Raw genomic sequence first — 23810 nt, 5'->3', positions numbered from 1 at the left:
CAACCAAGAGCCCAACAGTGCAAAATCCTGGTTATCGGGTGGGGTGAAAATAGTCAACAACACGTAAAGGGAACAGCGCCCAAAATACCGCTCATCAGAAATGAGCGGTCAATTAACATGCATTAACGATTATTTCGTAGCAGTTGGTCTTTTAAGTTAGGAGGCGTGCCAATAATGGTCAGGGTATCGGTTGCCGCATCGTAGCTGATCCGCTGCCCCAGCAGCTTTTGATCGAAGCTGATCGTCAAGCCGCCACCCGAACCAACGTACTTGGTCATAGCTCGTAACGCGCTCTGGCTGGGCGGAAAACTTTCGGGTAATCCGACCTCATGGGTCAAGAACGTATAAAAATCACCAGAATCTGCCTCAGGGATGATCTCGCCTATCCGCTTCGCTTCCAGGTCTTCACCGGACTTCAACTGCTCTTTGCAATAAGTGTGTAACTCTTTTTTTGCATCCAGAAGCTGCTCGGTCGGCACTTGATAAGTATCCGCATACGAGCTAATAGCCCGGATCAGGGTTTCATTCTGTATTTTCTGATCTACGCCCTCTTCTGCAGAAAGAAACTCCATGAAAAAATCGGATACTTTCCTCCCGGCTCTCCCTTTGATAAAAGAAAGGTAACGTTTATTTTCTGCCGCAATGCGTTGCTGAGTTAAATCAATTCGCGCCGCAAGACCCATGCGATTTAAATCAATATACTTGACTCGCTGAATATCAAATCCAGAGGTAAAGCTGACACTTTCCTCCGTTTCCAGGATCCCGATCATCAAATAATCATTACCCACATACTGGTAGTGCACAAAATAAATAAACCCATCACAATGTAAGGAATATTTATTAATGGCTGCCGTCAATATGTCGGTAGCATCACATGAAAAATCGATAAAACTCAATTCACCCTGAATATATTTTTGCAATAATTGTGCAAAGGTGATGTTTTCAGGTGGCAATTCATCCTGAAACGCAGCATACGCGCGGTTATTTTTTTGCTGAAATGTTTGGTGGAGCTCCAAAGCTAACTCAGCAACTTGCTCAGTGGCAGATAGTGGTCCGTGGCTTAATTCGGCAACAACGCCTACATCGGCCTCCTGACGCAAAATATGCAGAACCATGGATATGTTTTGTACACTCATAGCAATCATAGTGTTAGTCAACGATGTGCAGTATTATAAGCGCCTTTGCGAGAAAAGGACCGATCCGATGCCCATTACCTCAAAATACAGCAATGAACAGATAGAAAGTCTGGTAAATGAATTACTTAGCGTATTGCAGCGACATAAAGCACCCGTAGACCTGTCGTTGATTGCCATCGGCAATATGGCGACTCATGTCATCACGGAACGCCTTCCAGTGGCACAGCAGGCCAACATTGCAGACTCTTTTGCCTCCGCATTGATGCAATCCGTCAAGCTCCCTGATGCCAAGCACTGAAGTCGGATCACCGTCAACATGAATGAGCTCTTTACTAAGACACCTAATCCGCAATATGGCGAAAACGTTTCGCGGCTAATCAGCTGGGGCCATTGGTTCCTTTGTTTTAATATCCTATTGGCTATGCTGATCGCCCTACGTTTTATCCTTGCCATGCCGTGGCCAACGACAGGGCTAGGCCAGTTCTATCTCTTGGTGAGCTGGATTGGGCATTTCGCTTTTATCGGATTCATTTTTTTCCTGTTGACGATCTTTCCGCTGAGCTTTGTGTGTACTCATCAGCGACTACTCCGCAGCTTGTCTATCCTTATTGCTGCATCCGTACAAACATTGTTACTTATTGATACACAGGTGTATCAATTACTGAAGTTTCATCTTAATCCCTTCGTGTGGAGCCTATTGTTTGAGCCCTTCCAGTCCAAGAGCAATCTGAACTGGAATTTCTTGTTTATCGCTATTCCAACGATCGTGCTGCTGGAGATCATTTTTTCCAATCAAGCGTGGAAACGACAATTCAAACGTAGCAAGCCCTATCTGGGTAAGGGCATTGCAGCCTTGTTTCTGGGCTGTTTCTTGCTGACGCATTTGACCCATATCTGGGCCGATGCTCGCTTCTATACGCCGATCACGGCGCAAAAATCCAACTTTCCACTGTCGTACCCAATGACGGCGCGTTCATTTCTGGCGCGGCACGGTTGGTTAGATCTGCAAGAGTTCAAAGCACGGGAAAAAAGCGAGGTCGAGCAGCCCCATCGACGACTGCTTTACCCCCTAGCCCCCTTGCAGGTTCAGCCTCATGAACAAAAATTGAACCTATTGCTCATCGTGCTGAGTGGACTGCGTCAGGACATGTTGAACAATATCAACATGCCCAACCTGCAACGTTTTTCGCAGCAATATCAGCGCTTCGACAATCATGTGGCTGGAGATAATGAAACCGAAACCAGCCTGTTCAGCCTGTTTTATGGTCTGCCCGCCCAGTATGCCGATGATGTGATTGCCGATAAGCGACCACCGCTGCTGATTGATGAATTGCAGCGCCAAGAATATCGAATCAAGGCTTTTACCACCGATGGTTTGAATCAGCCTATTTATCAACATGCGATTTTTAGCGGTATCCGGCATAAGCAACAGATCGGCGCGGGCCGCAATGATGAAGCCACTCTGAAGTCCTGGTTTGCCTGGCAACAAAAACAGCAGTCAGGTTCGCCCTGGTTTTCCTACATAGCCCTGAGTGGCCCTGGTAGCCTGACTTTACCCGCCGATTTTCAGGGGCCTTACCAACCTGAACTTAAGAAGCTCGATCCATTCGGCTCTATCCCTGCCGAGCAGCGGCCATTGCTGGTCAATCGCTACAAGAATGCAGTGTTTTATCTGGATCAACTCTTGGGCAACTATTTCGAGCAGCTGATGACCCACCAGGTGCTGGACAATACCCTGGTGATTATTACCAGTGATCATGGTTTTGAGCTCGGTGAAAGTGGTCCCGCTAGCTGGGGTGCCGGCGGCAATTACTCGAATGTACAAATGAAGGTTCCGTTGCTCATGGCCTGGCCCGGTCACGCTAACCAGCAGATCGATACCCTCACCAGCCACCAGGATCTGGTGCCCACACTGTTACCCGAATTGCTGGGCGTGACATCGTCGGAAGTGGACTATTCAACAGGCCACTCCCTGCTGCAACCCGCCAGCCGTGAGTGGGTCATCAGCGGGAACAATCGTCATTCCGTGATTTTTGGTCAACAGGAGATCACCCTGTTCGATCGCCAAGGTAATTTTGAAGTCCGCTCCGTCGACGGGTACAAGAATATCGATAACGGACGCCAGGATATGCCGGTTCTGCTGAAAGTGATGCGCGAGCTGAGCCGATTTAAGGGCAGCATGGATAACAACCCGACCGCACACTGAAGGTGACAATGCCCACGAAGCGGATGCTCGTGGGCGCTTGAAATACCGGATCACATCCCCCACATATGCAGTACATCAACAGCAGGGTCTTTCCATGATCATCCAGATTACGCCTGAAAATTTTCGCGCCGAATTAATCGAAGCCTCGATGACCAAGACGATTGCGGTCTATTTCTATGCCGATGCGCTTCCGGAATGTCAGCCAGTGACTCCGGAGCTGGAAGGAGTGATTGGTACCGCCAACCCGGTCCTGACCCTGGCTAAGGTCGATGTCAGTAATCCGCAATTGCAGAGTCTCGCCGTGCAGTTGGGATTACAAGCCTTACCCGCGTTGGTATTGTTCAAGGAAGGGCGTCCGGTGGATGCTATCCAAGGCAGCGAGCAGCTGGCGGGGGCTCGTCAGTTCCTGGCTGATTATCTGCCCAAAGAAGAGGATTTGCTGCTCGAGCAAGGACGTCACAGTCTGGCGCAGGCCGACATTCAAAACGCCTATAGCAGCGTCCAGACCGCCCATCAGCTAGCGCCCACTCGCACCGATATCACCCTGTTGCTGGTCGATTGCAGCCTGCAATTACAAAAGCTCACGCAAGCCAAAGAGCTGCTGGCCCTGATCCCAATGGTAGCGCAAGACTCCGAGTATCAACGTTTGGTTGCCGCGTTGGAATTGGCCACCCAGGCTGCCGACAGCCCGGAGATCCAGGCGCTGGAAGCTCGCCTGCAGCAGGAGCCAGATAACGGCTTGTTAAAGCAGGAGCTGGCCATTCAGTACAGTCAAGCTGGACGTAAAGAAGAGGCCCTGGAATTGCTGCTCAGCCTGCTGAAGCAGGATCTCGGGTTCGGCGACGCCAAAAAGATCTATCTGGATATTCTAGCCACCCTGCCCGGTGATGCGATTGCCAGTCGCTACCGTCGGCAGTTGTACACCCTGCTGTATTAATCCTGCTGTATTAATCCTGCTGTAATCATTCAGTTGCCTCATCAGGAGGCAACTTTTGACGCGCCAGCTTTGGTGGCGCGCTCCATCTTCTGACTGCTCCCCGGCCATGCATTGACCACCGCTTTGACCAGCGTGGCCAGGGGAATGGCAAAAAATACCCCCCAGAATCCCCACAAACCACCAAACACCAGCACGGCTATGATGATGGCGATCGGGTGTAGATTCATGGCTTCGGAAAACAACAAGGGAACCAGTAGATTGGCATCCAGCGCCTGAACCACCAGATATGCAATCAACAGATAGACGAATTCTGGACTCACACCCCACTGGAATAGGCCGACAATGACCACCGGGACGCTGATCATCACAGCTCCGACATAGGGGATCAACACGGACAATCCCACCCCGACGCCTAGCAGCAGCGCATAATCGATCCCCATGATGGAGAAAACCAGGTAGTTGGCCAAGCTCACAATCAGGATATGGATCACCTTACCGCGGATGTAATTGACAATCTGCTCATTCATTTCAATCCAGACTTGAGTCGCCAACGCTCGGTTGCTGGGCAAGAAGCGATAGACGCCCGCCAACAGGATGGCTTTGTCCTTGAGCATAAAAAACACCATCAGCGGTACCAGGATCAGGTACACCATCACCACGACGACATTGATAAGTGACGACACGGAAGCCGACACGATCAGCTCCCCGAGTTTGACAAAACGCGCCTGCACCGTATTGAGCAAGGTTTCAGCCAGAGATACATCCATCAAATCCGGATACGACTCGGGTAATCGCAACATATAGATTTTCAGATTGCCCAGCATGCTCGGAGCTTCACGGGCCAGATTGACCCCCTGGCGCACTATGCTCGGCAACAAGCCGGTCAGCAGCAGTAACATGACACCGATAAAGAGCAGTAGTACCAGGCTGACACTCAAGGTCCGGCTACAACCCAAGCGCATCAGTCGTTGCGTCGGCCAATCCAACAGATACGCCAGAACCAGAGCGACCAGGATGGGGCTAATTAAATCACCAAAAAAATAGATGGTGGCAAAGCCGGTTAGCAGTAACAAAAACAGCGTTACGGCGTTGGGATCAGAAAAACGTCGTTTGTACCAATTGAGGAGAATTTTAAACATGGACAACCCTATACCAAACAGACATCAACACGGCAGTTCAAAGCCCCATCATGAGGTAACACCAATCTTGGCGCCAGGCAGTACCGCGCTGGGCAAGCCGAGTCGGCAGGGCCGCTGGCGGCTATTATCCTCCCCCGCAGGTCATGAAACAACGCTTGTTCATTAGCCGGTTAGCGGAGTATTCTGCCCGAGCTTTTTCAGGGAGGTAACCGCGTGATGTTAAAGCGTGTTTTACAATCATTGACCTGCGCCTTGCTGGTCAGTCTGTCTACTCACTCGGCTCATGCCATCAATGAGAGCCAGCTACCGGATATCGGGACGGCCGGTGTCTCTGCACTCTCCATCGACCGGGAAATCCTCTACGGCAACGCCTTCATGCGGATTGCCCGCGCCCAGCTGCCAATCATTGATGACCCGGTTTTGAATGAATATCTGGACGATCTGGGACAACGTCTGGTCAGTCGTGCCAGTGACGTGCGTTTCCCCTTTACCTTTTTTCTGGTCAAAGACGATACCATCAATGCCGCCGCCTTTCTGGGTGGCAAGGTCAAGGTGCATTCTGGACTGTTTTTAAATGCCGCTACCGAGAGCGAGCTCGCCTCGGTACTCGCTCATGAAATAAGCCATGTCACCCAGCGACATATAGCCCGTTACATGGAAGCCCAGACCCGGCAAACGCCCGTCACTATCGCGGGTCTCGTCGGCTCGGTAGCATTGGCCATTTTGAATCCCACAGTCGGCATAGCCGCGTTGCAGACCACCATGGGGCTGCAAGTGCAATCAGCTATCAACTATACCCGGGATAATGAATACGAAGCCGACCGCATCGGCATGAAACTACTCTACGATGCCGGTTTCGAACCCATGGGTATGGCCACCTTCTTTCAAAAACTGGCGGCTAACTATCGCTATGCCACCAAGCCCCCGGAAATGTTGCTGACGCACCCGCTTCCCGAAACCCGGATCGCCGAAGCGCGTAGTCGGGCCGCCAACTTCCCCCGCCAATCCCCCCACAACGAGGCGGACTTCCTGTTTGCCAAGACTCGCATCCAGGTGCGTTTCAGCCAGGAAACCCCGGATGGCATGCTGAGCTACTTTGAGCACCAGATCAGCCGCACCGGAAAACAGAGTCATCTGTTATATGGCAAGGCTCTCGCGCTGTTAGCCCTGAACCGGACTCAGGATGCCGCGGTGATCATCAATGACCTAGCGCGGCGTTTTCCGGATGACTTATTTATTCTCGATACCCAGACTGACATCGATATGGCGAACCAACGTTATGCTCAGGCGATCCAACGGTTGGAGAGTCAACAGGCGCGGTTACCGGATAACGGCGTGGTGATCTTCAATCTGGCCAGTTGTTATATGCAGCAGAATCAATTGCCCAAAGCGGCCAAGTTGCTGGACTTGTATGTTCGCAATCATCCCGAGAGCGATTTAGGATGGCGTACCTTGGTCGATGTCTACCAGCAAGCAGGCGATGAAACCAACCTGCACCTGGCCTATGCCGAAAGCAAGGCGCTGTCCGGGGATTATATGCGGGCGATGGATGAACTCAATTTAGCCCGGGCAACCAGCAGCGACAAGCTGGCGCTAGCCCGCATTGATGCCCGGTTAGTTCAGCTCGAAGAAGCCAAGCGGCTGGATGAAAGTCTACGCCAATAAGCAAGGTTCCCCCTTGGACGTCAAGCAGGAGAAAGGCATGCATGTAACTATCTATCATAATCCCCGCTGCTCCAAGAGTCGGGAAACCTTGGCCCTGTTGGAAGCACGCGGATTGACGCCCGATGTAGTGCGCTATCTGGAGACGCCACCGAGTATCGAGGTATTAAAAACTCTCATTCGCCAGTTGGGCTTCGGCTCGGTGCGGCAGTTGATGCGCAGCAAAGATGAGCTCTACCAGACGTTGGGAATGGATAATCCACAGCTCGACGAAGAGGCCTTGTATCGCCTGCTGGCAGAACATCCCGCCCTGATGGAGCGTCCGATCGTGGTTCACGGTGAACAGGCCCGGCTCGGTCGTCCGCCAGAGCAGGTGCTGGAGATCCTGTGATGTGAGCGGGTCCCCCTGACTCAGCAAAAAGCCAGCAATCACTTGCTGGCTTTTTTGTCCGCAGTACAACCGATTCGACTAGAGACGCAGCGCATCTTTGACAAATGGGATCGTCAACTTGCGCTTGGCATCCAGCGAGGCGTTATCCAGCTCATTCAGCGTGGTCAGCAAGGTTCGCATATCCCGCGACAAGCGATTGAGCAAGAACCGTCCGACATCAACCGGTAACTTGAAGCCGCGCAATTCGGCCCGCAACTGCAGGGCGCTGAGTTTGCCCTCATCATCCAGCTCATGCAGCTGGTACGCTAGGCCCCAATCCAGTCGAGAAGCCAGATCGGCAAGCCCTAACCCGATTTTTCGCGGCGCTGTCGCCGCTGTGACGATGAGCGAGCCCTGATTATGCTCTTTCCAGCGATTGAAGAAATCAAACAGCGACTCCTCCCACTCCGGATGCCCGGCAATAGCATCCAGATTATCCAGGCATACCAGGGGCAGCTGCTCCATCTGATCCAGCACACCGGGATCAAACGCCGCATGCTGCTCCAGCGGAATATAAGCAACCGCATCGCCACTGGCGTTGACCTCGGCACAGGTAGCATGCAGCAGATGGGAACGACCCGAACCGTGGCTGCCCCAGACAAACAGCAGCGGAGCACCCTGGCCAATGGCCGCATTCTTCAAATTCGTGATGAGCTGGGCATTGTCCCCAGGATAGAAGCTGGCAAAGGTCTCATCATCCGGTAACTGGACAGCCAGGGAGAGTTGGGCAGGTTGACTCACGGAATATTCCCTATTCAAGAGGCGGACTCAGGGCTGACGCCACTGCATATGGAAGCGATTATTAACATCCGCGGGCACCAGTCGCTGTTGATCCTGAAACGCGGCAAAGAATCCGTTGGCATCCGTGTTCAGGCTGAGCGTAAAAATCACCGTATCTCCGGTCATACTGGAGACATTGCTTTGCGTGATCACGGCAAGCTGGCGCAACAAACCCTGCAATGCCAGCAAGTCATCCACACTCTTGACGTTATCCACCTGCAAGGTGGCAACGCCAGCGGCCGATACCGCAGCACTGGTTGCCAGAGCGGCGCCAGTCACCACCGCAGGGCTACTCGCCTGAGCACCGCTGACCGCCGGAGCCACGGCTGGCAGGGGTAATATCTTGCCATAACGCTCCGCCAGATAGTGGCTGATGGCACTCAGCGTCTGCGAGACAACTGCCTCAGCGGTCCCTTGGCTCTGACCGTTGATCAGCGCCTCACCCTTGCCCGTACCGGCATGCAGATGCCACTGCAACAGCCATTGTTCTCCTTGCTGACTCAACTGCCCACGGACGATCAGCAACTCATCGCCATAGCGCTGGCTGGCTTTCAGCAGCGGCGGCATCAGTCCCTGAGCCACCACATCGGGCGAGACCAGCGTCAGATCGTCCAGATCCAGCAACGGGAACAGCGCCGGGAGCATCCACCGCGCACCTTCACGGGAGAAAAGCTGCGGCCAGGTTGTGGTGCTATCCCCGGGTATCAAGGGCACCGGCAGCTGCGTATTCACCACCCAGAATAATAACGACGGCCGGGGCTGTTCCCAATAGGGCACCACACCGAGTGCCACCAGCTGCTTGACCCCTTCCGGATCAAAATCCACCCGCAACCCATCGGTTCCCTGCTCCACATTGCGTACAAGGCTGCCGACCTGATCCACACCCTGGGCAACGACAGGGCGGGTCACATCAATCGCACCGCCGGTGAGCCGCTGCAAAACGGTGACCAGCCCTTGGCGCTCGGCCGCCAGCACATTGCCGTTCGCCGGCACAGTGACTTGAAACAGTGCGGCAGAGGATCCGGGCGTAGCAGACCAAGCAGGCGCGATGCAAAACAACAGCAGACTCAGGAGTGTGGGCAGACGCAGCATAGAGAGGTGTCCTCGACCAGGGAGCGTCGATGATAGCCTTCGGCATTGAGCTATCGCAAGATGAAGCCCAAATCCATCGAATCTACAGCCTGAAATTGTTAGCGGCTGAAACAAAAAAACCGGCCGCAGCCGGTTTTTAATCCATGTACGTCTTACTTGGTACCGAAGATCTTATCTCCGGCATCACCCAAACCTGGAACTATATAGCCCTTTTCATTCAATTTCTGATCGATAGCGGCACAGTACAGCTCGACATCATCGTGGGCGGCTTGCAAGGCGGCCAGTCCTTCCGGTGCTGCCACCAGCACAATCACCTTGATCGACTTACAGCCTTTCTTCTTCAACAGATCGATGGTGGCAATCATCGAGCCGCCGGTTGCCAGCATGGGATCCACCACCAACGCCAGACGCTCTTCGATGTTACTGACGATCTTCTCGAAATAGGGAACCGGCTTCAGGGTCTCTTCATCGCGATAGATCCCAACCACACTCACCCGTGCGCTGGGGATATGCTCCAAGACACCGTCCATCATGCCCAGACCTGCCCGCAGGATCGGCACGACCGTGACTTTCTTACCCTTGATCTGATCCACAGCCACAGGACCATTCCAGCCTTCGATGGTCACTTTTTCGGTCTCGAAATCGGCGGTCGCCTCATAAGTCAGCAGACTCCCCACCTCCTTGGCCAGCTCACGAAAACGCTTGGTGCTGATATCAGCTTCACGCATCAGACCCAACTTGTGCTTAACCAACGGGTGTTTGACTTCTACTACTTTCATCATTTGCTCCTCGGGCGCCATCATAACCGCGGAATTTTATCATTCGGAAGAGCCGCTGTGGAGCAGTTTAATCGAACGATGGGCAAACGATTTCGTTTTGTCCTGGCGGCGTTGGTTGTTAGAATGTGCGCGTTTTTTCCACCCTGATACGACAAGGATCTCCCGTGACTGACAAGACTTCACTGAGCTACAAGGACGCTGGCGTTGACATCGATGCTGGTAATGCCCTGGTTGAGCGGATCAAAGGCGTATCCAAGCGCACTCGCCGTCCGGAAGTCATCGGTGGCCTCGGCGGCTTCGGTGCCCTGTGCCGTATTCCGGCCGGTTACCGCGAGCCGGTACTGGTTTCTGGCACCGATGGTGTCGGCACCAAGCTGCGTCTGGCCATTGATCTGAAAAAGCATGACACCGTTGGTATCGATTTGGTGGCCATGTGTGCCAACGATCTCATCGTTCAAGGTGCTGAACCCCTGTTCTTTCTCGATTACTACGCTACCGGCAAGCTGGACGTGGATACCGCTGCGGCTGTGGTCACCGGCATCGGTATCGGTTGCGAGATGTCCGGTTGCTCGCTGATCGGTGGTGAAACCGCCGAGATGCCCGGCATGTACGAGGGCGAAGACTATGACATCGCCGGTTTCTGCGTCGGCGTGGTTGAAGCCTCAGAAATCATTGATGGCACCAAGGTCAAGGCGGGTGATGCGCTGATCGCGCTGGCCTCCTCCGGCCCGCACTCCAACGGTTTCTCGCTGATCCGCAAGATCCTGGAAGTTTCCAAGGCGGATCTGCAACAAACCGTCGGCGACAAAAGCCTGGCTGATGCCCTGCTCGAACCGACCCGCATCTATGTCAAGCCGGTGCTCAAGTTGATCGAAGCCTGTGACATTCATGCGCTGTCCCATATTACAGGTGGTGGCTTCTGGGAAAATATCCCGCGCGTACTGCCCGACAACACCAAAGCCGTGATTGACGGTAGCAGCTGGCAGTGGCCTGCAGTGTTCTCCTGGCTGCAAGCCAACGGCAATGTTGAAACCTACGAAATGTACCGGACCTTCAACTGCGGCGTCGGCATGATCATTGCCTTGCCTGCCGAACAGGTTGCACCTGCGTTGGCTCTGCTGCAAGCCGAAGGCGAACAAGCCTGGCATATCGGCCACATCGCCGATGCGGCGGCGGGTGAAGAGCAGGTCGAGATCCGCTGATGCGCTTCGCGGTACTGGTTTCAGGCAACGGCAGTAATTTACAGGCTTTGATGGATGCCTGCGCTGCGGGTCGCATCCAGGGTGAATTGGTCGGGGTGCTGAGTAACCGCCCCGACGCATTTGCGCTGGAACGAGCCAAAGCAGCAGGGATTGCCACCCAGGTTCTGAGCAATCAGGCCTTTAGTGATCGTGACAGTTATGATGCCGCCTTGATTCAGGCGCTAGAAACCTGGCAACCGGATCTGCTGGTGATGGCTGGTTTCATGCGCATCCTGACTCCGGCATTCGTCCAACACTTTGCCGGACGCATGCTCAACATCCATCCCTCCTTGTTACCCAAGTATCAAGGGGTGAAGACTCATGCCCGAGCCATCGCCGCTGGCGACACGGTTCACGGCGCTACGGTGCACTTTGTGACCGAAGAGCTCGATGGCGGCCCCATTGTCTTGCAAGCGCGAGTTCCCATCTTTCCGGAAGATGACGAATCCTCACTCGCCGAGCGGGTGCTGAGTCAGGAACATCAACTCTATCCGCTGGTCGTGAACTGGTTCTGCCAGCAACGGCTGCGGATGCAGGATGGCCAAGCCTGGTTGGATGGACAACCGCTACCGGCGCTGGGATATGCCAGTGACGACGAAGATTTGGCGTTGAGCTGATGTCCACAATAGCGAAGAGGGGAGCCATGGCTCCCCTCTTCTTTTTTCTCTGGCGTTACAGCCTGCTTCAGCCCTGAGCCAGAGAGTCATTAACCTGGATCGAATCGGCTCTCCCCCACAGCATCCGCTCGCCGTAATAGAACAGGTTGCACTCGGCCGTCGCCATTTTTTGCCAACGCTCATCCTGAGTCAGCGGCAGCGTGGCTATGATGGTGACCACATCATTCGGCGTTGTTTCATGCTGGAAATCAATACTGACATCTTCATCCAGCAAGCGAGCTTGGCCAAACGGTGCTCGTCGAGTCAGCCAGTGCAGATTACTGGTGCAGTAAGTCATCACATAATCGCCATCGGTGAGCAACATATTGAAGACCCCGAGGGTTGCCAGCCGATCGCAACAACGGGCCACCAACGTGAAAACCGCCCGCATATCTTGCGGCGGCGTGGGAAAAGCCAGCTCCAGTTGGTTGAGTAACCAGCAAAAAGCCAGTTCACTGTCCGTCGACCCCACCGGCAGGAAGCGTCCTGTGGCCCATTCTTCGTAGCCACTGAGCTGGCCATTGTGAGCAAAGGTCCAGTAACGCCCCCATAACTCACGGGTGAAGGGATGGGTGTTTTCCAACGCCACACCGCCGCGATTAGCCTGGCGGATATGGCTGACCACGGCACAACTCTTGATGGGATACTCTTGCACCAGCTGAGCAATGCGCGATTGACAGCTGGGCATCGGATCCTTGAAGGTTCGGCAGCCCTTGCCCTCATAAAAAGTAATGCCCCAGCCATCACGATGAGGACCGGTCTTGCCCCCCCGCTGCATCAGGCCGGTAAAGCTGAAACAGATGTCGGTCGGGACATTGGCACTCATGCCCAGTAATTCGCACATAGTTACTCCCTGTCCTTAACCCCTCGCATCAGGATTGGCTGGCCATCTCTTTTTCGATCAACTGGATCAGCAGATGGATAATTTTGATATGCACCTCCTGGATCCGATCGGCATAGCCAAAATGCGGAACCCGGATCTCGACATCCGCCAACCCCGCCATTTTGCCGCCATCCTTACCGGTCAGGGCTATGGTTTTGATGCCCTTGCTCTTGGCCGCTTCAATGGCGCGCAAGATATTGCCAGAATTGCCGCTGGTGGAAATACCCAGCAGCACATCACCTTGCCGTCCCACCGCTTCCACATAGCGGGAGAACACAAACTCATAGCCAAAATCATTGGACACACAGGAGAGATGGCTGGGATCCGAGATAGCGATACCGGCATAACCGGGGCGATTTTCGCGATAACGCCCGGTCAACTCTTCAGCGAAATGCATCGCATCACAATGGGAGCCGCCATTACCACAAGACAACACCTTACCCTGCTGCCGGAAAGAGTCCGCGATCAGGCGAGCAGCCGACTCGATATTCAACAAATTCTGTGGTTCGTTGATGAAGTCTTGCAGTACCTTGGCCGCTTCATTCAACTCACTCCGGATCAACTCTTGATACATCTCTTTCCCCAGTCGATTGGCAATAGGTTTTTATTCTGACACAGGTTGGCAAAGACGTCAGCGCCAAGCGGGGTAGCGGGTGCGAATTGCCGGTGTTGTCACCTTGTTAATGGGAAAGAAATAATCGGCGTCTTTTTTTATTAAAATCTTTTAATATGACTAGAGTGCCATGTAGCCGTACGCTAACCAGGACTGTACCAATGGATGATGAAATCCTGATTATTGATGACGAAAAAGCCGAGTCCGTACACATCAAGCAGGGCTGGAAAGTACTGATCGTCGATGATGAGCCCGAGGTACACCGCATCACCAAGATGACCTTGGCTCAGTTTCTATTTGATAACAAACCGATTGAATTTCTCCATGCCTATACCGGCACCGAAGCCAAAGCCATCATGGCCAACGAACCCGATATCGCGCTGATCCTATTGGATGTGGTCATGGAGACCGACAGCGCCGGGCTTGATGTGGTGCGCTATGTCCGGACCGAGCTTCATAACCAGCAGGTGCGCATCGTCCTGCGCACCGGTCAACCCGGACAAGCCCCAGAAGATGATGTGGTCGCTAACTTTGATATCAATGATTACAAAGACAAGACAGAACTGACCTCGCAAAAGCTACGCACCCTGATCCGGGCCAGCCTGCGTTCGTATCGTGATATCTGTTCTCTGGAACATAACCGCAAGGGGCTGGAAAAGGTCATCGCAGCTTCCAAAGGCATTTTTGAAAAGCAGGCGCTCAAGCAATTTGCCGAGGGCACGCTGGATCAACTCAGCGCCCTGCTGGCGCTCGAAGAAACCAGTCTGTTTCAGCTGAAACAAAATGCTTACGAAATTCGGAATACGGACATGGAGCCGATCCTGAATGAAGAAGACCAGACCCATTACCGGAATTCGAGTGTGATCCAGCAGGCACTGGCGAATAAACAGAACGTATTCCGTGATAATGAGTTGGTTATCTACTGCAAAAATCCTCGGCACAGTCTGATTTTTCATATTGAAGGCACTCGCCCATTGAGTCAGATGGATACCTATCTGCTCAATTTGTTCACCGAAAACATCATCATCGCCTTGGAGAATATTCGCCTCAATGAATTGCTGGCCGACAATCAGCGCGAAATCATTTACCGGATCGGTGAAATTGTCGAGACGCGCTCCAAAGAATCCGGCCTACATGTCAAACGAGTAGCCTTGTATTGTGAGCTCTTTGCCCGCCTGCTGGGATTTCCCGAAGAGAAAACCGAACTGCTCAAACGCGCCTCACCACTGCACGATATCGGCAAGATCGGTATCCCGGATGCCATACTGCACAAGCCAGGCAAACTCGATGCCGACGAATGGGAAATCATGAAGACCCATGCCCAGATCGGTTACGACATGCTCAGTGGCTCCGATATCGAGTTGTTTCAAGTTGCTTCGCAGATCGCCCTCAATCACCACGAAAAGTGGGATGGCTCTGGCTACCCGCAGGGGCTGACCGGTCACACCATTCCGCTGGAAGGACGCATTACGGCATTAGTCGATGTGTTTGATGCACTAGGCTCCGATCGCTGCTACAAGCGCGCCTGGCCACTGGATAAAATCCTGGCCTTGATTCAGGAAGAGAAGGGGCGTCATTTTGATCCAGCGCTGGTCGAACTCATGCTGGCCAATCTCGATGATTTTCTGGCAATCCGGGATACCTATCGGGATGAATTCCAAGGGCACGAATAATCGGTCAGGTGGATCAAAAAAGGAACCAATCGGTTCCTTTTTTATTACCACCTCGCATCGGGATCCGCGGGGATAGAATCCGATGTTCTCACTCCCGCCACAAACAGCGGCCACCCTTTTTGTTGACCAGATCCAGCCGCCCCTCATGCAACACGAGCTCATCCGCCGAAGCCGCGATCACCCGCAGAGCTCCGGCGAGACGCTCCAGACGCTGAGGTTCGGTATTCTGCTCCTGCTGGGATGACGAAGCCTCGCCAGCGCTTAAGTCCAGGCGGGTTTGCCCGCCGGTCATCATCAGATAAACATCGGCCAGGATCTCGGCATCCAATAACGCGCCGTGCAGAGTCCGATGACTGTTATCGATGCCGTAGCGCGAGCAGAGGGCATCCAAGCTATTTCGCTTGCCGGGGAATAGCCGCCGCGCCATGACCAGCGTATCGGCAACACCACACATTTCTCGGGTTTTGAGCCCTAACCCCAGCTTGTCGAATTCATAGTCCATGAAGCCGACGTCGAAGGGGGCATTGTGGATCACCAACTCAGCGCCGCGGATAAATTCAATAAATTCATCGGCAATGGCACCGAACGGCGGTTTATCCATCAAAAATGCATCTGTGATGCCGTGAACCCGGATAGCCTCTTCGTCCACGATCCGGTCTGGTTTGATATAGACATGGAAGTGGCGTCCGGTCAGACGACGGTTGATCACTTCCACACAGCCGATTTCGATGATGCGATGGCCCAAGTAATGCGGACCACCACTGAGATTCATCCCCGTGGTTTCGGTATCCAGAATTACCTGGCGCATGGATTGGATTGGGTTCATAAGCCTTTTATGTCACACTGCGCAAAACCCCATGTTACCGCACTTTCCAATGTTAAAGCAGATCTCTCTCTTCACCGATGGCTCATGCCTCGGCAACCCCGGGCCGGGTGGTTACGGCGCTATTCTCGTCTATAAACAACACCAGAAGGAGCTATCCCAAGGCTACCGTTTGACCACCAATAACCGCATGGAGCTGATGGCCGCCATCGCGGGGTTACAGTCATTGCAAGAGCCCTGCATGGTGCGACTCACCACGGACAGTCAATACGTCAAGCAGGGCATTACCCAGTGGATCCAGAACTGGAAGCGGCGAGGCTGGCTAACCGCCAGCAAGGAGCCGGTGAAAAATGTCGATCTCTGGAAACTGCTCGACACCGAAGTCCAACGACATCAGGTGGATTGGCATTGGGTCAAAGGACATTCGGGGCATGATGAAAACGAGCGCTGTGATATCTTGGCCCGAGATGCCGCCATGAGTCACGATCTGCTGGAGGATACGGGTTATCAACCCTGAGGCAGGGTACAGTTTCGCCTCGCCGCAAAACTGACTAAATCCGTGCCATGCCTGGTACGATCAGCGGTTTCCGAGCCCAGCGCCGCTCGGGCTCGGGAGTCAGGGGAATGGTTCTTTTACGGGCCGCCAGCATGTAAACCGAAGCAAAGTAGCCACAATAATCGCGCCCTAGATTTTCGCGCCACCAATGGATCTTGCTACCGGACGAGAGACTGCTAAAACCGAAAGCCTCGTAATGTACCAGTTCAAATCCTAGCAACTCCAACCAATCGCGGATCCGCTCGGGTGAGAACATCCGGGCATGCCAAGGATGTTGGCGTCGCATGAACGGTAATAACCGGCCGAGGCCAACTAGGCTGTGAGGATTAAATCCACTCAGAATCAACCAGCCATCCGCCGTCAGCACGCGTTCCACCTCGCGCAACACCTGATGCGGGTCATTCGTGTAATCCAGCGTCTGAGCTAACAAACATGCATCAATCGCGGTGTCACGGATCGGTAAGTCTGCCACATCGGCCAAGACTCCCAAGCCAGCGCCCGCCAATCCCAGCGAAACCTGGTGCCGGATCGCCGAACCACTGCACGATAAATGGCTACTCAACGCACCAAGCTTGAGCAAATGATAGCCAAATAGGTGTGGACACCAGAGGTCTAACCGCTCCTGGATCTCGGCGGCCAGCCAATCGCCCATGGGGAGTTGATCCCAGGATTCGGGCGGAACGATCTGGCGTTGCGTCAATGCTGGCTTCACACTCACTCCTGCAGAAAATATTGCGCACGATGACAGTTCACCGTATCAATGAGCATCCGAACAAGCAAAAGGACCTATCAATGTTACAGATCGTCACTATCCCGGCTCGGCAGGATAACTATATCTGGTTACTCAAGAAAGGGCTGCACGCTGTGGTTGTCGATCCAGGACATGCCGACTCGGTGCTAGAGCGGCTGAACACCTTAGGTCTGACTCTGGATGCTATCTTGCTCACGCACCATCATCACGATCATATCGATGGTGTGCCACAGCTATTAGCCCACTATCCCGACGCGATCTGCTACGGCCCTGCGCTCGAACATCCGCTATTACCAACCCAGCAACCGTTACACAACGGCCAGCGCATTGTTCTGGATACGCTCGATATAAGCTTGGAAATCATGGCATTACCTGGCCACACCCGTGAGCACATCGCCTACTACGGCCATGGCGCCTTGTTCTGCGGTGATGTGTTGTTTGCCGGCGGATGTGGTCGTCTGCTCGACGGGACACCGGAGCAGATGTATGACTCATTGCAGCGGATTAAACAGTTGCCTCCAGAAACAAGGATCTATGCTGCTCATGAGTACACGCAAAGTAATCTGGCATTCTGCCAGCGTGTCGAGCCCGATAATGCTGCACTCACGGATCGCATCCAGTCAGTGAGTAAACTACGTCGTCAAGGCCTCCCCACCCTTCCTAGTGACCTGGCCACCGAACTAGCCACCAACGTATTTCTTCGGACGCAGATGACCAGCGTACGGCACTGGGCAGAACAAAATGCCTACTGCGAATGTAAAAGTGAGATCCATGTCTTTGCCATTCTGAGAGAAAAAAAGAATAATCTTTGACCAACTCGGTTCATAAATTGAGCACAAATCTTGCATTAGTTGATCTGGTTTTCGATCACACTTACCATCGGCGACTGACTGAGAGGATGAAAACTGGATGAACATGAAGCTACGACTGGCTGTAGTGGCCACTTTGTTGCTCACGGGCTGCCAGACATTACCGACCCGTAATGACGCAGTAACTGATGATCAGCGGACTGCCCAAACTGCGAGCCCAGCGCACTCAGCGCTCGATCGATCGGAAGAGCAACAACCACGGATCTCCATTTGGCGACACGCCAGTAATGAAATGAAGATGGAAATCCCCAACCGCGCCGAAGTCATCGGCTACCGCGACTGGTACCTCAAGCATCCCAAATACCTCAACACCGTTACCCAACGCGCCGCCCCCTACCTGTACCTGGTCGCTAAAGAAATTGAAAAGCGGGATATGCCCATGGAATTGGTGCTATTACCCGTGGTCGAGAGCGCATACAACCCGAATGCACGCTCGCCCAGTAATGCGGTCGGGCTATGGCAGTTCACTTCAGGAACAGGCCAACGTTATGGTTTGAAACAGGACTATTGGTACGATGGGCGCCGCGATATTCAAGCCTCCACCCATGCGGCGCTGGACTATCTGCAAAAATTGCACGATGACTTCAATGGTGACTGGTTCCACGCCATCGCCGCCTATAATGCCGGTGAAGGTCGGATCCAAAAAGCGGTCGACAAAAGTCGGCGCGCAGGCAAGAGCGGGGATTTTTGGTCACTGGATCTGCCACGCCAAACCACTGAATATGTACCGCGGTTGTTGGCACTGGCCGATATCATCAAAAATGCTGACAGCTATGGCGTGAAACTCCCCAGCCACCCGAATAAGCAGCAATGGCAACAGATTGATGCGGGTGGTCAGGTTTCGCTCTCAGTCGTCGCAGAGATGGCTGGCCTGTCCTTGCAGGAAGTCAAAGCACTCAATCCTGGCTATCTGCGTGGTTCGACCCCCAGCAGTGGTCCCCACCACCTGTTGGTACCGAAAAAAGATGCTCGGGAGCTGGAATTGGCACTGGCTGAATTGCCTTCCGGTCGTCGTCTGAAGCCTGGTGAGCAGTTCGTCCTGCCGGGTGAGGAGGAGCGCGTCCAATTAGCCTCGCAACGCCGGAGCAAAAGCAATGGTCAACGTGCGGCACAATTAACCAGCTATACCGTCAAATCAGGTGATAGTCTGTGGAGTATCGGCAAGGCGCATGGGGTAACCAAAGCTCAGCTGCTGAGTTGGAACAAGCTCCCCCATCACCAGCTGAAGGTGGGACAAACCATCAAGCTGCAAGCCAAGCACACACCGCAGAAGCCGCGTAAAAATTATGAGGTTCGCCGCGGAGACTCTCTTTACTCCATAGCCCAGCGCTTTCAGGTCTCCATTGATGAGCTCAAACGCCTGAATCGTCTGTCGAATAACAGTCAGCTCAAACCCGGTCAAACCCTGATCATCAAGGGCTAAACCAAGCGACTGCCGTACCAACATAGAGTCACCGCCATAAAACAGAAGGCCCCGGCATTACAACCGGGGCCTTCTGTGTTTCGGGCAAACAGATTGGTTTAGCCAGGCCAATCGAAATGCTGCGGATCGTTTAACAATTCGACCAACGCTGATTCATCCAGAACTGGAATCCCTAACTGTTCAGCCTTGGCTAATTTGGAGCCAGCCGCTTCGCCTGCAATCACGGCGCTGCTCTTGGCTGAGACCGAGCCTGCAACCTTGGCTCCCAAGGCTAACAACGCGGCTTTGGCTTCGTCCCGGGTCATCTGGTGAAGAGTACCAGTCAGCACCAGCGTTTTGCCTTGCAACGGCAGTTCATCTGCACTCGGACGTTGAATGTCCGGCCACAGGATCCCTGCTCCGCCCTCCTCGCGAGATTGCTGCAATCGCTCGAGAACCGCCAGATTATGCGCTTGCCGGAAGAAGTAATAGACATGCTTGGCGACTATGTCACCCACATCCGGTACCTGCAGCAGTGCCTCAATGCTGGCGTTTGCGATAGCCGGAAGCTCGGCAAAATGGTTGGCGAGCGCCAAAGCTGTCGACTCACCCACCTCGCGGATCCCCAGTGCGAACAGGAAGCGGGGCAAGGTGGTCGTGCGGGCTTTATCGATAGCCAGGAGCAGCTTTTGTGCTGATTTAGTCCCCATGCGCTCCAGACTGGCTAGGGTCGCCTCATCCAATGCAAAGAGATCGGCAGGAGTCTCGACGAGATGGCGATCCACCAGCTGCTCAATAAGCTTGTCACCCAGGCCTTCGATATCCATGGCGCGGCGAGAGGCAAAGTGTTTCAACGCCTCTTTACGCTGCGCCTCACAGAATAATCCGCCACTGCAACGAGCAACGGCCTCACCCGGGAGTCGCTCAACCTCGGAGTCACAGACCGGGCAGCGGTCTGGAAAAACAACCGGCACACACCGCGAAGGATCTCGACGCGCCAGGACTACCCCGACAATCTGCGGGATCACATCCCCGGCCCGGCGCACAATGACGGTATCGCCAATCTGGATATCCAGCCGCTCCATCTCGTCGGCATTATGCAAGGTAGCGTTGGAGACAGTCACGCCACCGACAAATACCGGCTCCAGGCGAGCAACGGGCGTGATGGCCCCAGTCCGGCCAACCTGAAACTCGATCCCATTGATGAGTGTCAGCTCTTCTTGGGCGGGAAATTTATGCGCAACCGCCCAACGCGGCGCTCGGGAGACAAACCCCAAGGCTTGTTGCTGCTCGATACTATCGACCTTGAACACCACACCATCAATCTCGAACGGCAAACTCTCCCGACGACTCAGAATGGCGTTGTGATACTGACAACAGCCCGCAATCCCGCTAACCCGCTGAATATCGTCACTGACCGGTAAGCCAAGCACCTTGAGCCACTGCAGGCGAGCGTAATGGGATACCGGCAACTCCACACCCTCCGCAACCCCGATGCCATAGGCATAAAAAGCCAAGGGGCGTTGAGCGGTAATGCGTGGATCCAGTTGCCGCAAACTCCCTGCCGCCGCGTTACGTGGGTTGGCAAACACCTTCTCGCCATGAGCTAGCGCCTGTTCATTCCAACGCTGAAAGCCGGCTTTGGGCATGAAGACTTCACCCCGAACCTCCAGACGAGCAGGCCAGTTATCACCCTGCAGTTGCAACGGAATGCAGCGGATGGTCCGAACATTATGAGTAATATCTTCGCCGGTATTGCCATCGCCACGCGTTGCTGCCCGGATCAGAATGCCATCTTCATACAGCAGACTAACCGCTAGGCCATCCAGCTTCGGCTCGCAACAAAACGCGACCTCATCCACGAGGTTCAAACGTTCCTGAACGCGATGACCAAAGCCCTGTAGTTCTTCTGTATTGAATACATTATCCAGCGACAACATGGGTTGGGCATGGGGAACCGAGGTAAAAACAGAGGAAGGCGACCCACCAACCCGTTGCGTTGGCGAATGCGCCTCGATCAGCTCAGGATAGGCGGTCTCCAACGCTTTGAGCTTCAGGAGTAACCGATCATATTCACTATCCGGAACCGATGGTGCATCCAGGACATAATATTCATGCTCGTAGCGAGCCAGCTGCCGGATCAGCTCCACCATCTGTTGCTTGATCTCACTCATCAACGACGCCCTTCGATGTCAAAAATTCATCACCATAAAAAATGCGGCCGTAGCCGCATTAAAACCTACAATGGCTACTCTCACTGCATATCGTAAGCGCGCAACTCATCAAGATATTGGTTAATCAGATATTCGCTCAGCGGGTTGCGCTGCCGATCCATCAACAGAGTATCCAGTTCGGCAGAGATTTTTTCTGCGGCTTGTAACATCAACTTGAAATGGGCCTCGGCTCGCCCTGGATGCGGTAATTCCATAAACAAGGAGACACCCGGAGTGGTAAATTGTGCCATGCGAGCCGGCTCAAAAGTGCCTGGTTTCACCATATTCGCGAGACTAAACAGCACATCACCGTGGCCGTTCGGCTCTAGATGACGATGAAAAATGGACATATCACCATAACGGAAACCTAATTTTTTCAGAATGAACAACAAATCTTCACCGGCGATCTGAGTGCTCTCGCGCGACATGATATTGATCTGATAGAAATCACTCCAAGACGGATCAATCACCTTGGGGGCGGCCTCGACAATCGTCTCGGGTTTAGCGGCCGATACCGGTGCAACAGACTCATCCGTCATGATAGGCGCCATGGTCAACCCAGGCTCGACTTTAGCGCTACTCCACTGTTTCGGTGCGCTCACCGGCATTTTCGGCTCTTGCCGACGAGAAACGACACGAACCTTGCCAATACCATATTCGTCAAAACCATCACCGACACTCTCGGCGTCATCGCGATATTTTGATTTTACATCCGGCATACGCCCAAGCGGCTTTTCCTTGATGGAAATGCGCTTGTTCTTACGGTTAGTCCAAAGTCCATGAATGACCAAGGCCGCAATTGCTAATGCACCTATGATGACCAGTATGATTCGCAAATCCTGCATTGCCGTTTCTCTTTCTAATTCTATTGAGCCCATTCGGGCAATTCAGCGGTTGCCCTCGATGCCGATCATAGAATCGGTAATTCTATGACTGACGCGTCCTTCTCAAATTCTGGAGGCCATATGATGAACTGGCCCTTAGGAATATAGCCAGAGTCCGTCGAGTGTGGCTGCAATGACTTTACCAAAATGAGACACTATTTGTAATATCTGTAACACTATTGTACGCGGGAAAGCAGCATGGTTTATAAAATCACGAAGAAAAGTGGTATCAGTTACTTAACACAAGGGCTGTCGCTGGTCTGCCAGCCAGGCTTGCGGCGTTTTGTTCTATTGCCACTGCTGACAAATCTGATTCTTTTTTCAGCTTGTTTTTATTGGCTTTTCTCCCGACTATCTGGATGGGCCGATCAATGGATTGGGCAATTACCCTCCTGGCTGACATGGCTCGAATATCTACTCTGGCCCCTGGCCATCATAGTCGTATTACTGTTTTTTTCGTTCATCTTCAGCATGGTTGCGAACTGGATAGCGGCGCCATTCAATGGCCTGCTCGCCGAACAGGTGGAAGCGCGACTGACCGGCGTCACCCCGCCAGATACTTCGCTACGCCAACTACTAGCGGATATTCCCAGAATTCTGAAACGGGAATGGCAAAAATTGAAATATTACCTACCCAAGGCTATCGGCTGTCTGATCTTGTTTTTTATTCCACTACTGGGGCAAACCCTGGCACCGCTGCTCTGGGTATTGTTATCGGCCTGGATGGCGGCCATACAATACGCTGATTATTCCTATGACAATCACAAGATCCCGTTTGACGTCATGCGTGATGATCTCAAGTCAGAACGCCTCCCTAACCTGGGATTTGGCTTTGCCGTCTCGGTGTGCACCGCAATTCCACTGATCAATTTCCTGATCATGCCAGTGGCTGTCTGTGGCGCTACGGCGATGTGGGTTGATCTGTATCGCTCACGGCATATGCCAGCCGCCTGACGAAGGCTGCAGCAGATACAAAAAAAGCGCCTAGGGCGCTTTTTTTTACCTGATTACCATCGAGACTCAGCCAGCTTCAACAGGCGTTGCGGCATTGGAGCCGTTCGACAGCCGATCCTGACCAGTTCCAT

Annotated in this window: 23 protein-coding genes; 12 read left to right on the top strand and 11 right to left on the bottom strand. The window is 53.5% G+C overall.

The window, feature by feature from the left end; translation table 11 throughout:
* Positions 1 to 122: 122 nt before the first annotated feature.
* Entirely contained in the window at positions 123 to 1136 is a 1014-nt protein-coding gene (gene yejK, locus ACYVG7_RS14370) for a nucleoid-associated protein YejK (protein WP_460883778.1), read from the bottom strand.
* Between the two features lie 67 nt (positions 1137 to 1203).
* Between yejK and ACYVG7_RS14365 the strand changes: the two genes are divergently transcribed.
* The 3 genes from ACYVG7_RS14365 to ACYVG7_RS14355 all read left to right on the top strand — a co-directional run bounded on the left by ACYVG7_RS14365 (position 1204) and on the right by ACYVG7_RS14355 (position 4279).
* Positions 1204 to 1434 (top strand): YejL family protein, encoded by a 231-nt coding sequence (locus ACYVG7_RS14365; protein ID WP_460883777.1) that lies wholly within the window; start codon positions 1204 to 1206, stop codon positions 1432 to 1434.
* A gap of 18 nt (positions 1435 to 1452) precedes the next feature.
* On the top strand, positions 1453 to 3342 hold the full coding sequence (locus ACYVG7_RS14360; protein WP_460883776.1) for a DUF3413 domain-containing protein: 1890 nt from the start codon (positions 1453 to 1455) through the stop codon (positions 3340 to 3342).
* A 94-nt stretch (positions 3343 to 3436) separates the two neighbouring features.
* Positions 3437 to 4279: a tetratricopeptide repeat protein gene (locus tag ACYVG7_RS14355; protein WP_460883775.1), complete on the top strand. Its 843-nt coding sequence runs from the start codon at positions 3437 to 3439 to the stop codon at positions 4277 to 4279.
* Between the two features lie 41 nt (positions 4280 to 4320).
* On the opposite strand, the gene ACYVG7_RS14350 is transcribed toward ACYVG7_RS14355, so the two are convergent.
* On the bottom strand, positions 4321 to 5418 hold the full coding sequence (locus ACYVG7_RS14350; protein ID WP_460883774.1) for an AI-2E family transporter: 1098 nt from the start codon (positions 5416 to 5418) through the stop codon (positions 4321 to 4323).
* A gap of 216 nt (positions 5419 to 5634) precedes the next feature.
* Here ACYVG7_RS14350 and bepA point away from each other — a divergent pair, with 216 nt between their 5' ends.
* The gene (bepA, locus tag ACYVG7_RS14345; protein ID WP_460883773.1) at positions 5635 to 7083 is read left to right on the top strand and encodes a beta-barrel assembly-enhancing protease; all 1449 of its coding nucleotides are present in this window, start codon (positions 5635 to 5637) and stop codon (positions 7081 to 7083) included.
* A gap of 37 nt (positions 7084 to 7120) precedes the next feature.
* Positions 7121 to 7471 (top strand): arsenate reductase (glutaredoxin), encoded by a 351-nt coding sequence (gene arsC / locus ACYVG7_RS14340; RefSeq protein WP_460883772.1) that lies wholly within the window; start codon positions 7121 to 7123, stop codon positions 7469 to 7471.
* Between the two features lie 78 nt (positions 7472 to 7549).
* Here the strand turns inward: arsC and hda are convergent, their stop codons facing one another.
* The 3 genes from hda to upp form a co-directional block, all read right to left on the bottom strand.
* On the bottom strand, positions 7550 to 8251 hold the full coding sequence (gene hda / locus ACYVG7_RS14335) for a DnaA inactivator Hda (protein ID WP_460883771.1): 702 nt from the start codon (positions 8249 to 8251) through the stop codon (positions 7550 to 7552).
* Positions 8252 to 8278: 27 nt separating this feature from the next.
* Positions 8279 to 9382 carry a DUF2066 domain-containing protein gene (locus ACYVG7_RS14330; protein WP_460883770.1) on the bottom strand — a complete coding sequence of 368 codons (1104 nt, stop codon included), beginning with the start codon at positions 9380 to 9382 and terminating at the stop codon, positions 8279 to 8281.
* A 152-nt stretch (positions 9383 to 9534) separates the two neighbouring features.
* Positions 9535 to 10161: a uracil phosphoribosyltransferase gene (gene upp, locus ACYVG7_RS14325; RefSeq protein WP_460883769.1), complete on the bottom strand. Its 627-nt coding sequence runs from the start codon at positions 10159 to 10161 to the stop codon at positions 9535 to 9537.
* A gap of 164 nt (positions 10162 to 10325) precedes the next feature.
* On the opposite strand from upp, the gene purM reads away from it, so the two are divergent.
* Complete coding sequence (gene purM / locus ACYVG7_RS14320; protein ID WP_460883768.1) at positions 10326 to 11363, top strand: phosphoribosylformylglycinamidine cyclo-ligase; 1038 nt, start codon at positions 10326 to 10328, stop codon at positions 11361 to 11363.
* Positions 11360 to 12019, top strand: coding sequence for a phosphoribosylglycinamide formyltransferase (gene purN, locus ACYVG7_RS14315; protein WP_460883779.1), 660 nt, complete (start codon positions 11360 to 11362; stop codon positions 12017 to 12019). The genes purM and purN overlap by 4 nt, the downstream gene beginning before the upstream one ends.
* A 67-nt stretch (positions 12020 to 12086) precedes the next feature.
* Here the strand turns inward: purN and ACYVG7_RS14310 are convergent, their stop codons facing one another.
* The gene (locus ACYVG7_RS14310) at positions 12087 to 12902 is read right to left on the bottom strand and encodes a class II glutamine amidotransferase (RefSeq protein WP_460883767.1); all 816 of its coding nucleotides are present in this window, start codon (positions 12900 to 12902) and stop codon (positions 12087 to 12089) included.
* Between the two features lie 28 nt (positions 12903 to 12930).
* The gene (gene lpcA / locus ACYVG7_RS14305) at positions 12931 to 13515 is read right to left on the bottom strand and encodes a D-sedoheptulose 7-phosphate isomerase (RefSeq protein WP_460883766.1); all 585 of its coding nucleotides are present in this window, start codon (positions 13513 to 13515) and stop codon (positions 12931 to 12933) included.
* A 200-nt stretch (positions 13516 to 13715) separates the two neighbouring features.
* Between lpcA and ACYVG7_RS14300 the strand changes: the two genes are divergently transcribed.
* On the top strand, positions 13716 to 15227 hold the full coding sequence (locus ACYVG7_RS14300; protein WP_460883765.1) for a DUF3369 domain-containing protein: 1512 nt from the start codon (positions 13716 to 13718) through the stop codon (positions 15225 to 15227).
* Positions 15228 to 15315: 88 nt separating this feature from the next.
* On the opposite strand, the gene dnaQ is transcribed toward ACYVG7_RS14300, so the two are convergent.
* Complete coding sequence (dnaQ, locus tag ACYVG7_RS14295) at positions 15316 to 16053, bottom strand: DNA polymerase III subunit epsilon (protein WP_460883764.1); 738 nt, start codon at positions 16051 to 16053, stop codon at positions 15316 to 15318.
* A 49-nt stretch (positions 16054 to 16102) separates the two neighbouring features.
* Between dnaQ and rnhA the strand changes: the two genes are divergently transcribed.
* Entirely contained in the window at positions 16103 to 16567 is a 465-nt protein-coding gene (gene rnhA / locus ACYVG7_RS14290; protein WP_460883763.1) for a ribonuclease HI, read from the top strand.
* A 34-nt stretch (positions 16568 to 16601) separates the two neighbouring features.
* Here rnhA and ACYVG7_RS14285 read toward each other — a convergent pair whose 3' ends face one another.
* Positions 16602 to 17318 (bottom strand): class I SAM-dependent methyltransferase, encoded by a 717-nt coding sequence (locus tag ACYVG7_RS14285; protein WP_460883762.1) that lies wholly within the window; start codon positions 17316 to 17318, stop codon positions 16602 to 16604.
* Between the two features lie 80 nt (positions 17319 to 17398).
* On the opposite strand from ACYVG7_RS14285, the gene gloB reads away from it, so the two are divergent.
* Together gloB and ACYVG7_RS14275 are read left to right on the top strand one after the other, a co-directional pair.
* Positions 17399 to 18169, top strand: coding sequence for a hydroxyacylglutathione hydrolase (gene gloB / locus ACYVG7_RS14280; protein ID WP_460883761.1), 771 nt, complete (start codon positions 17399 to 17401; stop codon positions 18167 to 18169).
* A 295-nt stretch (positions 18170 to 18464) separates the two neighbouring features.
* Entirely contained in the window at positions 18465 to 19649 is a 1185-nt protein-coding gene (locus ACYVG7_RS14275) for a LysM peptidoglycan-binding domain-containing protein (protein WP_460883760.1), read from the top strand.
* A gap of 98 nt (positions 19650 to 19747) precedes the next feature.
* Here the strand turns inward: ACYVG7_RS14275 and ligA are convergent, their stop codons facing one another.
* Positions 19748 to 21802, bottom strand: coding sequence for an NAD-dependent DNA ligase LigA (gene ligA, locus ACYVG7_RS14270; protein WP_460883759.1), 2055 nt, complete (start codon positions 21800 to 21802; stop codon positions 19748 to 19750).
* A gap of 80 nt (positions 21803 to 21882) precedes the next feature.
* A complete protein-coding gene (gene zipA / locus ACYVG7_RS14265; protein WP_460883758.1) occupies positions 21883 to 22686 on the bottom strand; it encodes a cell division protein ZipA in 804 nt (267 codons plus the stop codon).
* Positions 22687 to 22923: 237 nt separating this feature from the next.
* On the opposite strand from zipA, the gene cysZ reads away from it, so the two are divergent.
* A complete protein-coding gene (gene cysZ, locus ACYVG7_RS14260) occupies positions 22924 to 23679 on the top strand; it encodes a sulfate transporter CysZ (protein WP_460883757.1) in 756 nt (251 codons plus the stop codon).
* Positions 23680 to 23810: the final 131 nt, after the last annotated feature.

The sequence above is a fragment of the Pseudaeromonas pectinilytica genome (genome assembly GCF_054780855.1).
Note: the sequence above shows the minus strand (reverse complement) of the source record. Positions and strands in the feature narration are given on the sequence as shown.

Bases quoted from the DNA above. Each gene is read 5' to 3' on its own strand.
- yejK (WP_460883778.1), bottom strand. From the start codon at position 1,136: ATGAGTGTACAAAACATATCCATGGTTCTGCATATTTTGCGTCAGGAG.
- ligA (WP_460883759.1), bottom strand. From the start codon at position 21,802: ATGAGTGAGATCAAGCAACAGATGGTGGAGCTGATCCGGCAGCTGGCT.
- rnhA (WP_460883763.1), top strand. From the start codon at position 16,103: ATGTTAAAGCAGATCTCTCTCTTCACCGATGGCTCATGCCTCGGCAAC.
- cysZ (WP_460883757.1), top strand. From the start codon at position 22,924: ATGGTTTATAAAATCACGAAGAAAAGTGGTATCAGTTACTTAACACAA.
- ACYVG7_RS14300 (WP_460883765.1), top strand. From the start codon at position 13,716: ATGGATGATGAAATCCTGATTATTGATGACGAAAAAGCCGAGTCCGTA.
- ACYVG7_RS14330 (WP_460883770.1), bottom strand. From the start codon at position 9,382: ATGCTGCGTCTGCCCACACTCCTGAGTCTGCTGTTGTTTTGCATCGCG.
- ACYVG7_RS14360 (WP_460883776.1), top strand. From the start codon at position 1,453: ATGAATGAGCTCTTTACTAAGACACCTAATCCGCAATATGGCGAAAAC.
- zipA (WP_460883758.1), bottom strand. From the start codon at position 22,686: ATGCAGGATTTGCGAATCATACTGGTCATCATAGGTGCATTAGCAATT.
- arsC (WP_460883772.1), top strand. From the start codon at position 7,121: ATGCATGTAACTATCTATCATAATCCCCGCTGCTCCAAGAGTCGGGAA.
- dnaQ (WP_460883764.1), bottom strand. From the start codon at position 16,053: ATGAACCCAATCCAATCCATGCGCCAGGTAATTCTGGATACCGAAACC.
- bepA (WP_460883773.1), top strand. From the start codon at position 5,635: ATGTTAAAGCGTGTTTTACAATCATTGACCTGCGCCTTGCTGGTCAGT.
- ACYVG7_RS14355 (WP_460883775.1), top strand. From the start codon at position 3,437: ATGATCATCCAGATTACGCCTGAAAATTTTCGCGCCGAATTAATCGAA.
- gloB (WP_460883761.1), top strand. From the start codon at position 17,399: ATGTTACAGATCGTCACTATCCCGGCTCGGCAGGATAACTATATCTGG.
- ACYVG7_RS14350 (WP_460883774.1), bottom strand. From the start codon at position 5,418: ATGTTTAAAATTCTCCTCAATTGGTACAAACGACGTTTTTCTGATCCC.
- lpcA (WP_460883766.1), bottom strand. From the start codon at position 13,515: ATGTATCAAGAGTTGATCCGGAGTGAGTTGAATGAAGCGGCCAAGGTA.
- upp (WP_460883769.1), bottom strand. From the start codon at position 10,161: ATGAAAGTAGTAGAAGTCAAACACCCGTTGGTTAAGCACAAGTTGGGT.
- ACYVG7_RS14310 (WP_460883767.1), bottom strand. From the start codon at position 12,902: ATGTGCGAATTACTGGGCATGAGTGCCAATGTCCCGACCGACATCTGT.
- ACYVG7_RS14275 (WP_460883760.1), top strand. From the start codon at position 18,465: ATGGAAATCCCCAACCGCGCCGAAGTCATCGGCTACCGCGACTGGTAC.
- ACYVG7_RS14365 (WP_460883777.1), top strand. From the start codon at position 1,204: ATGCCCATTACCTCAAAATACAGCAATGAACAGATAGAAAGTCTGGTA.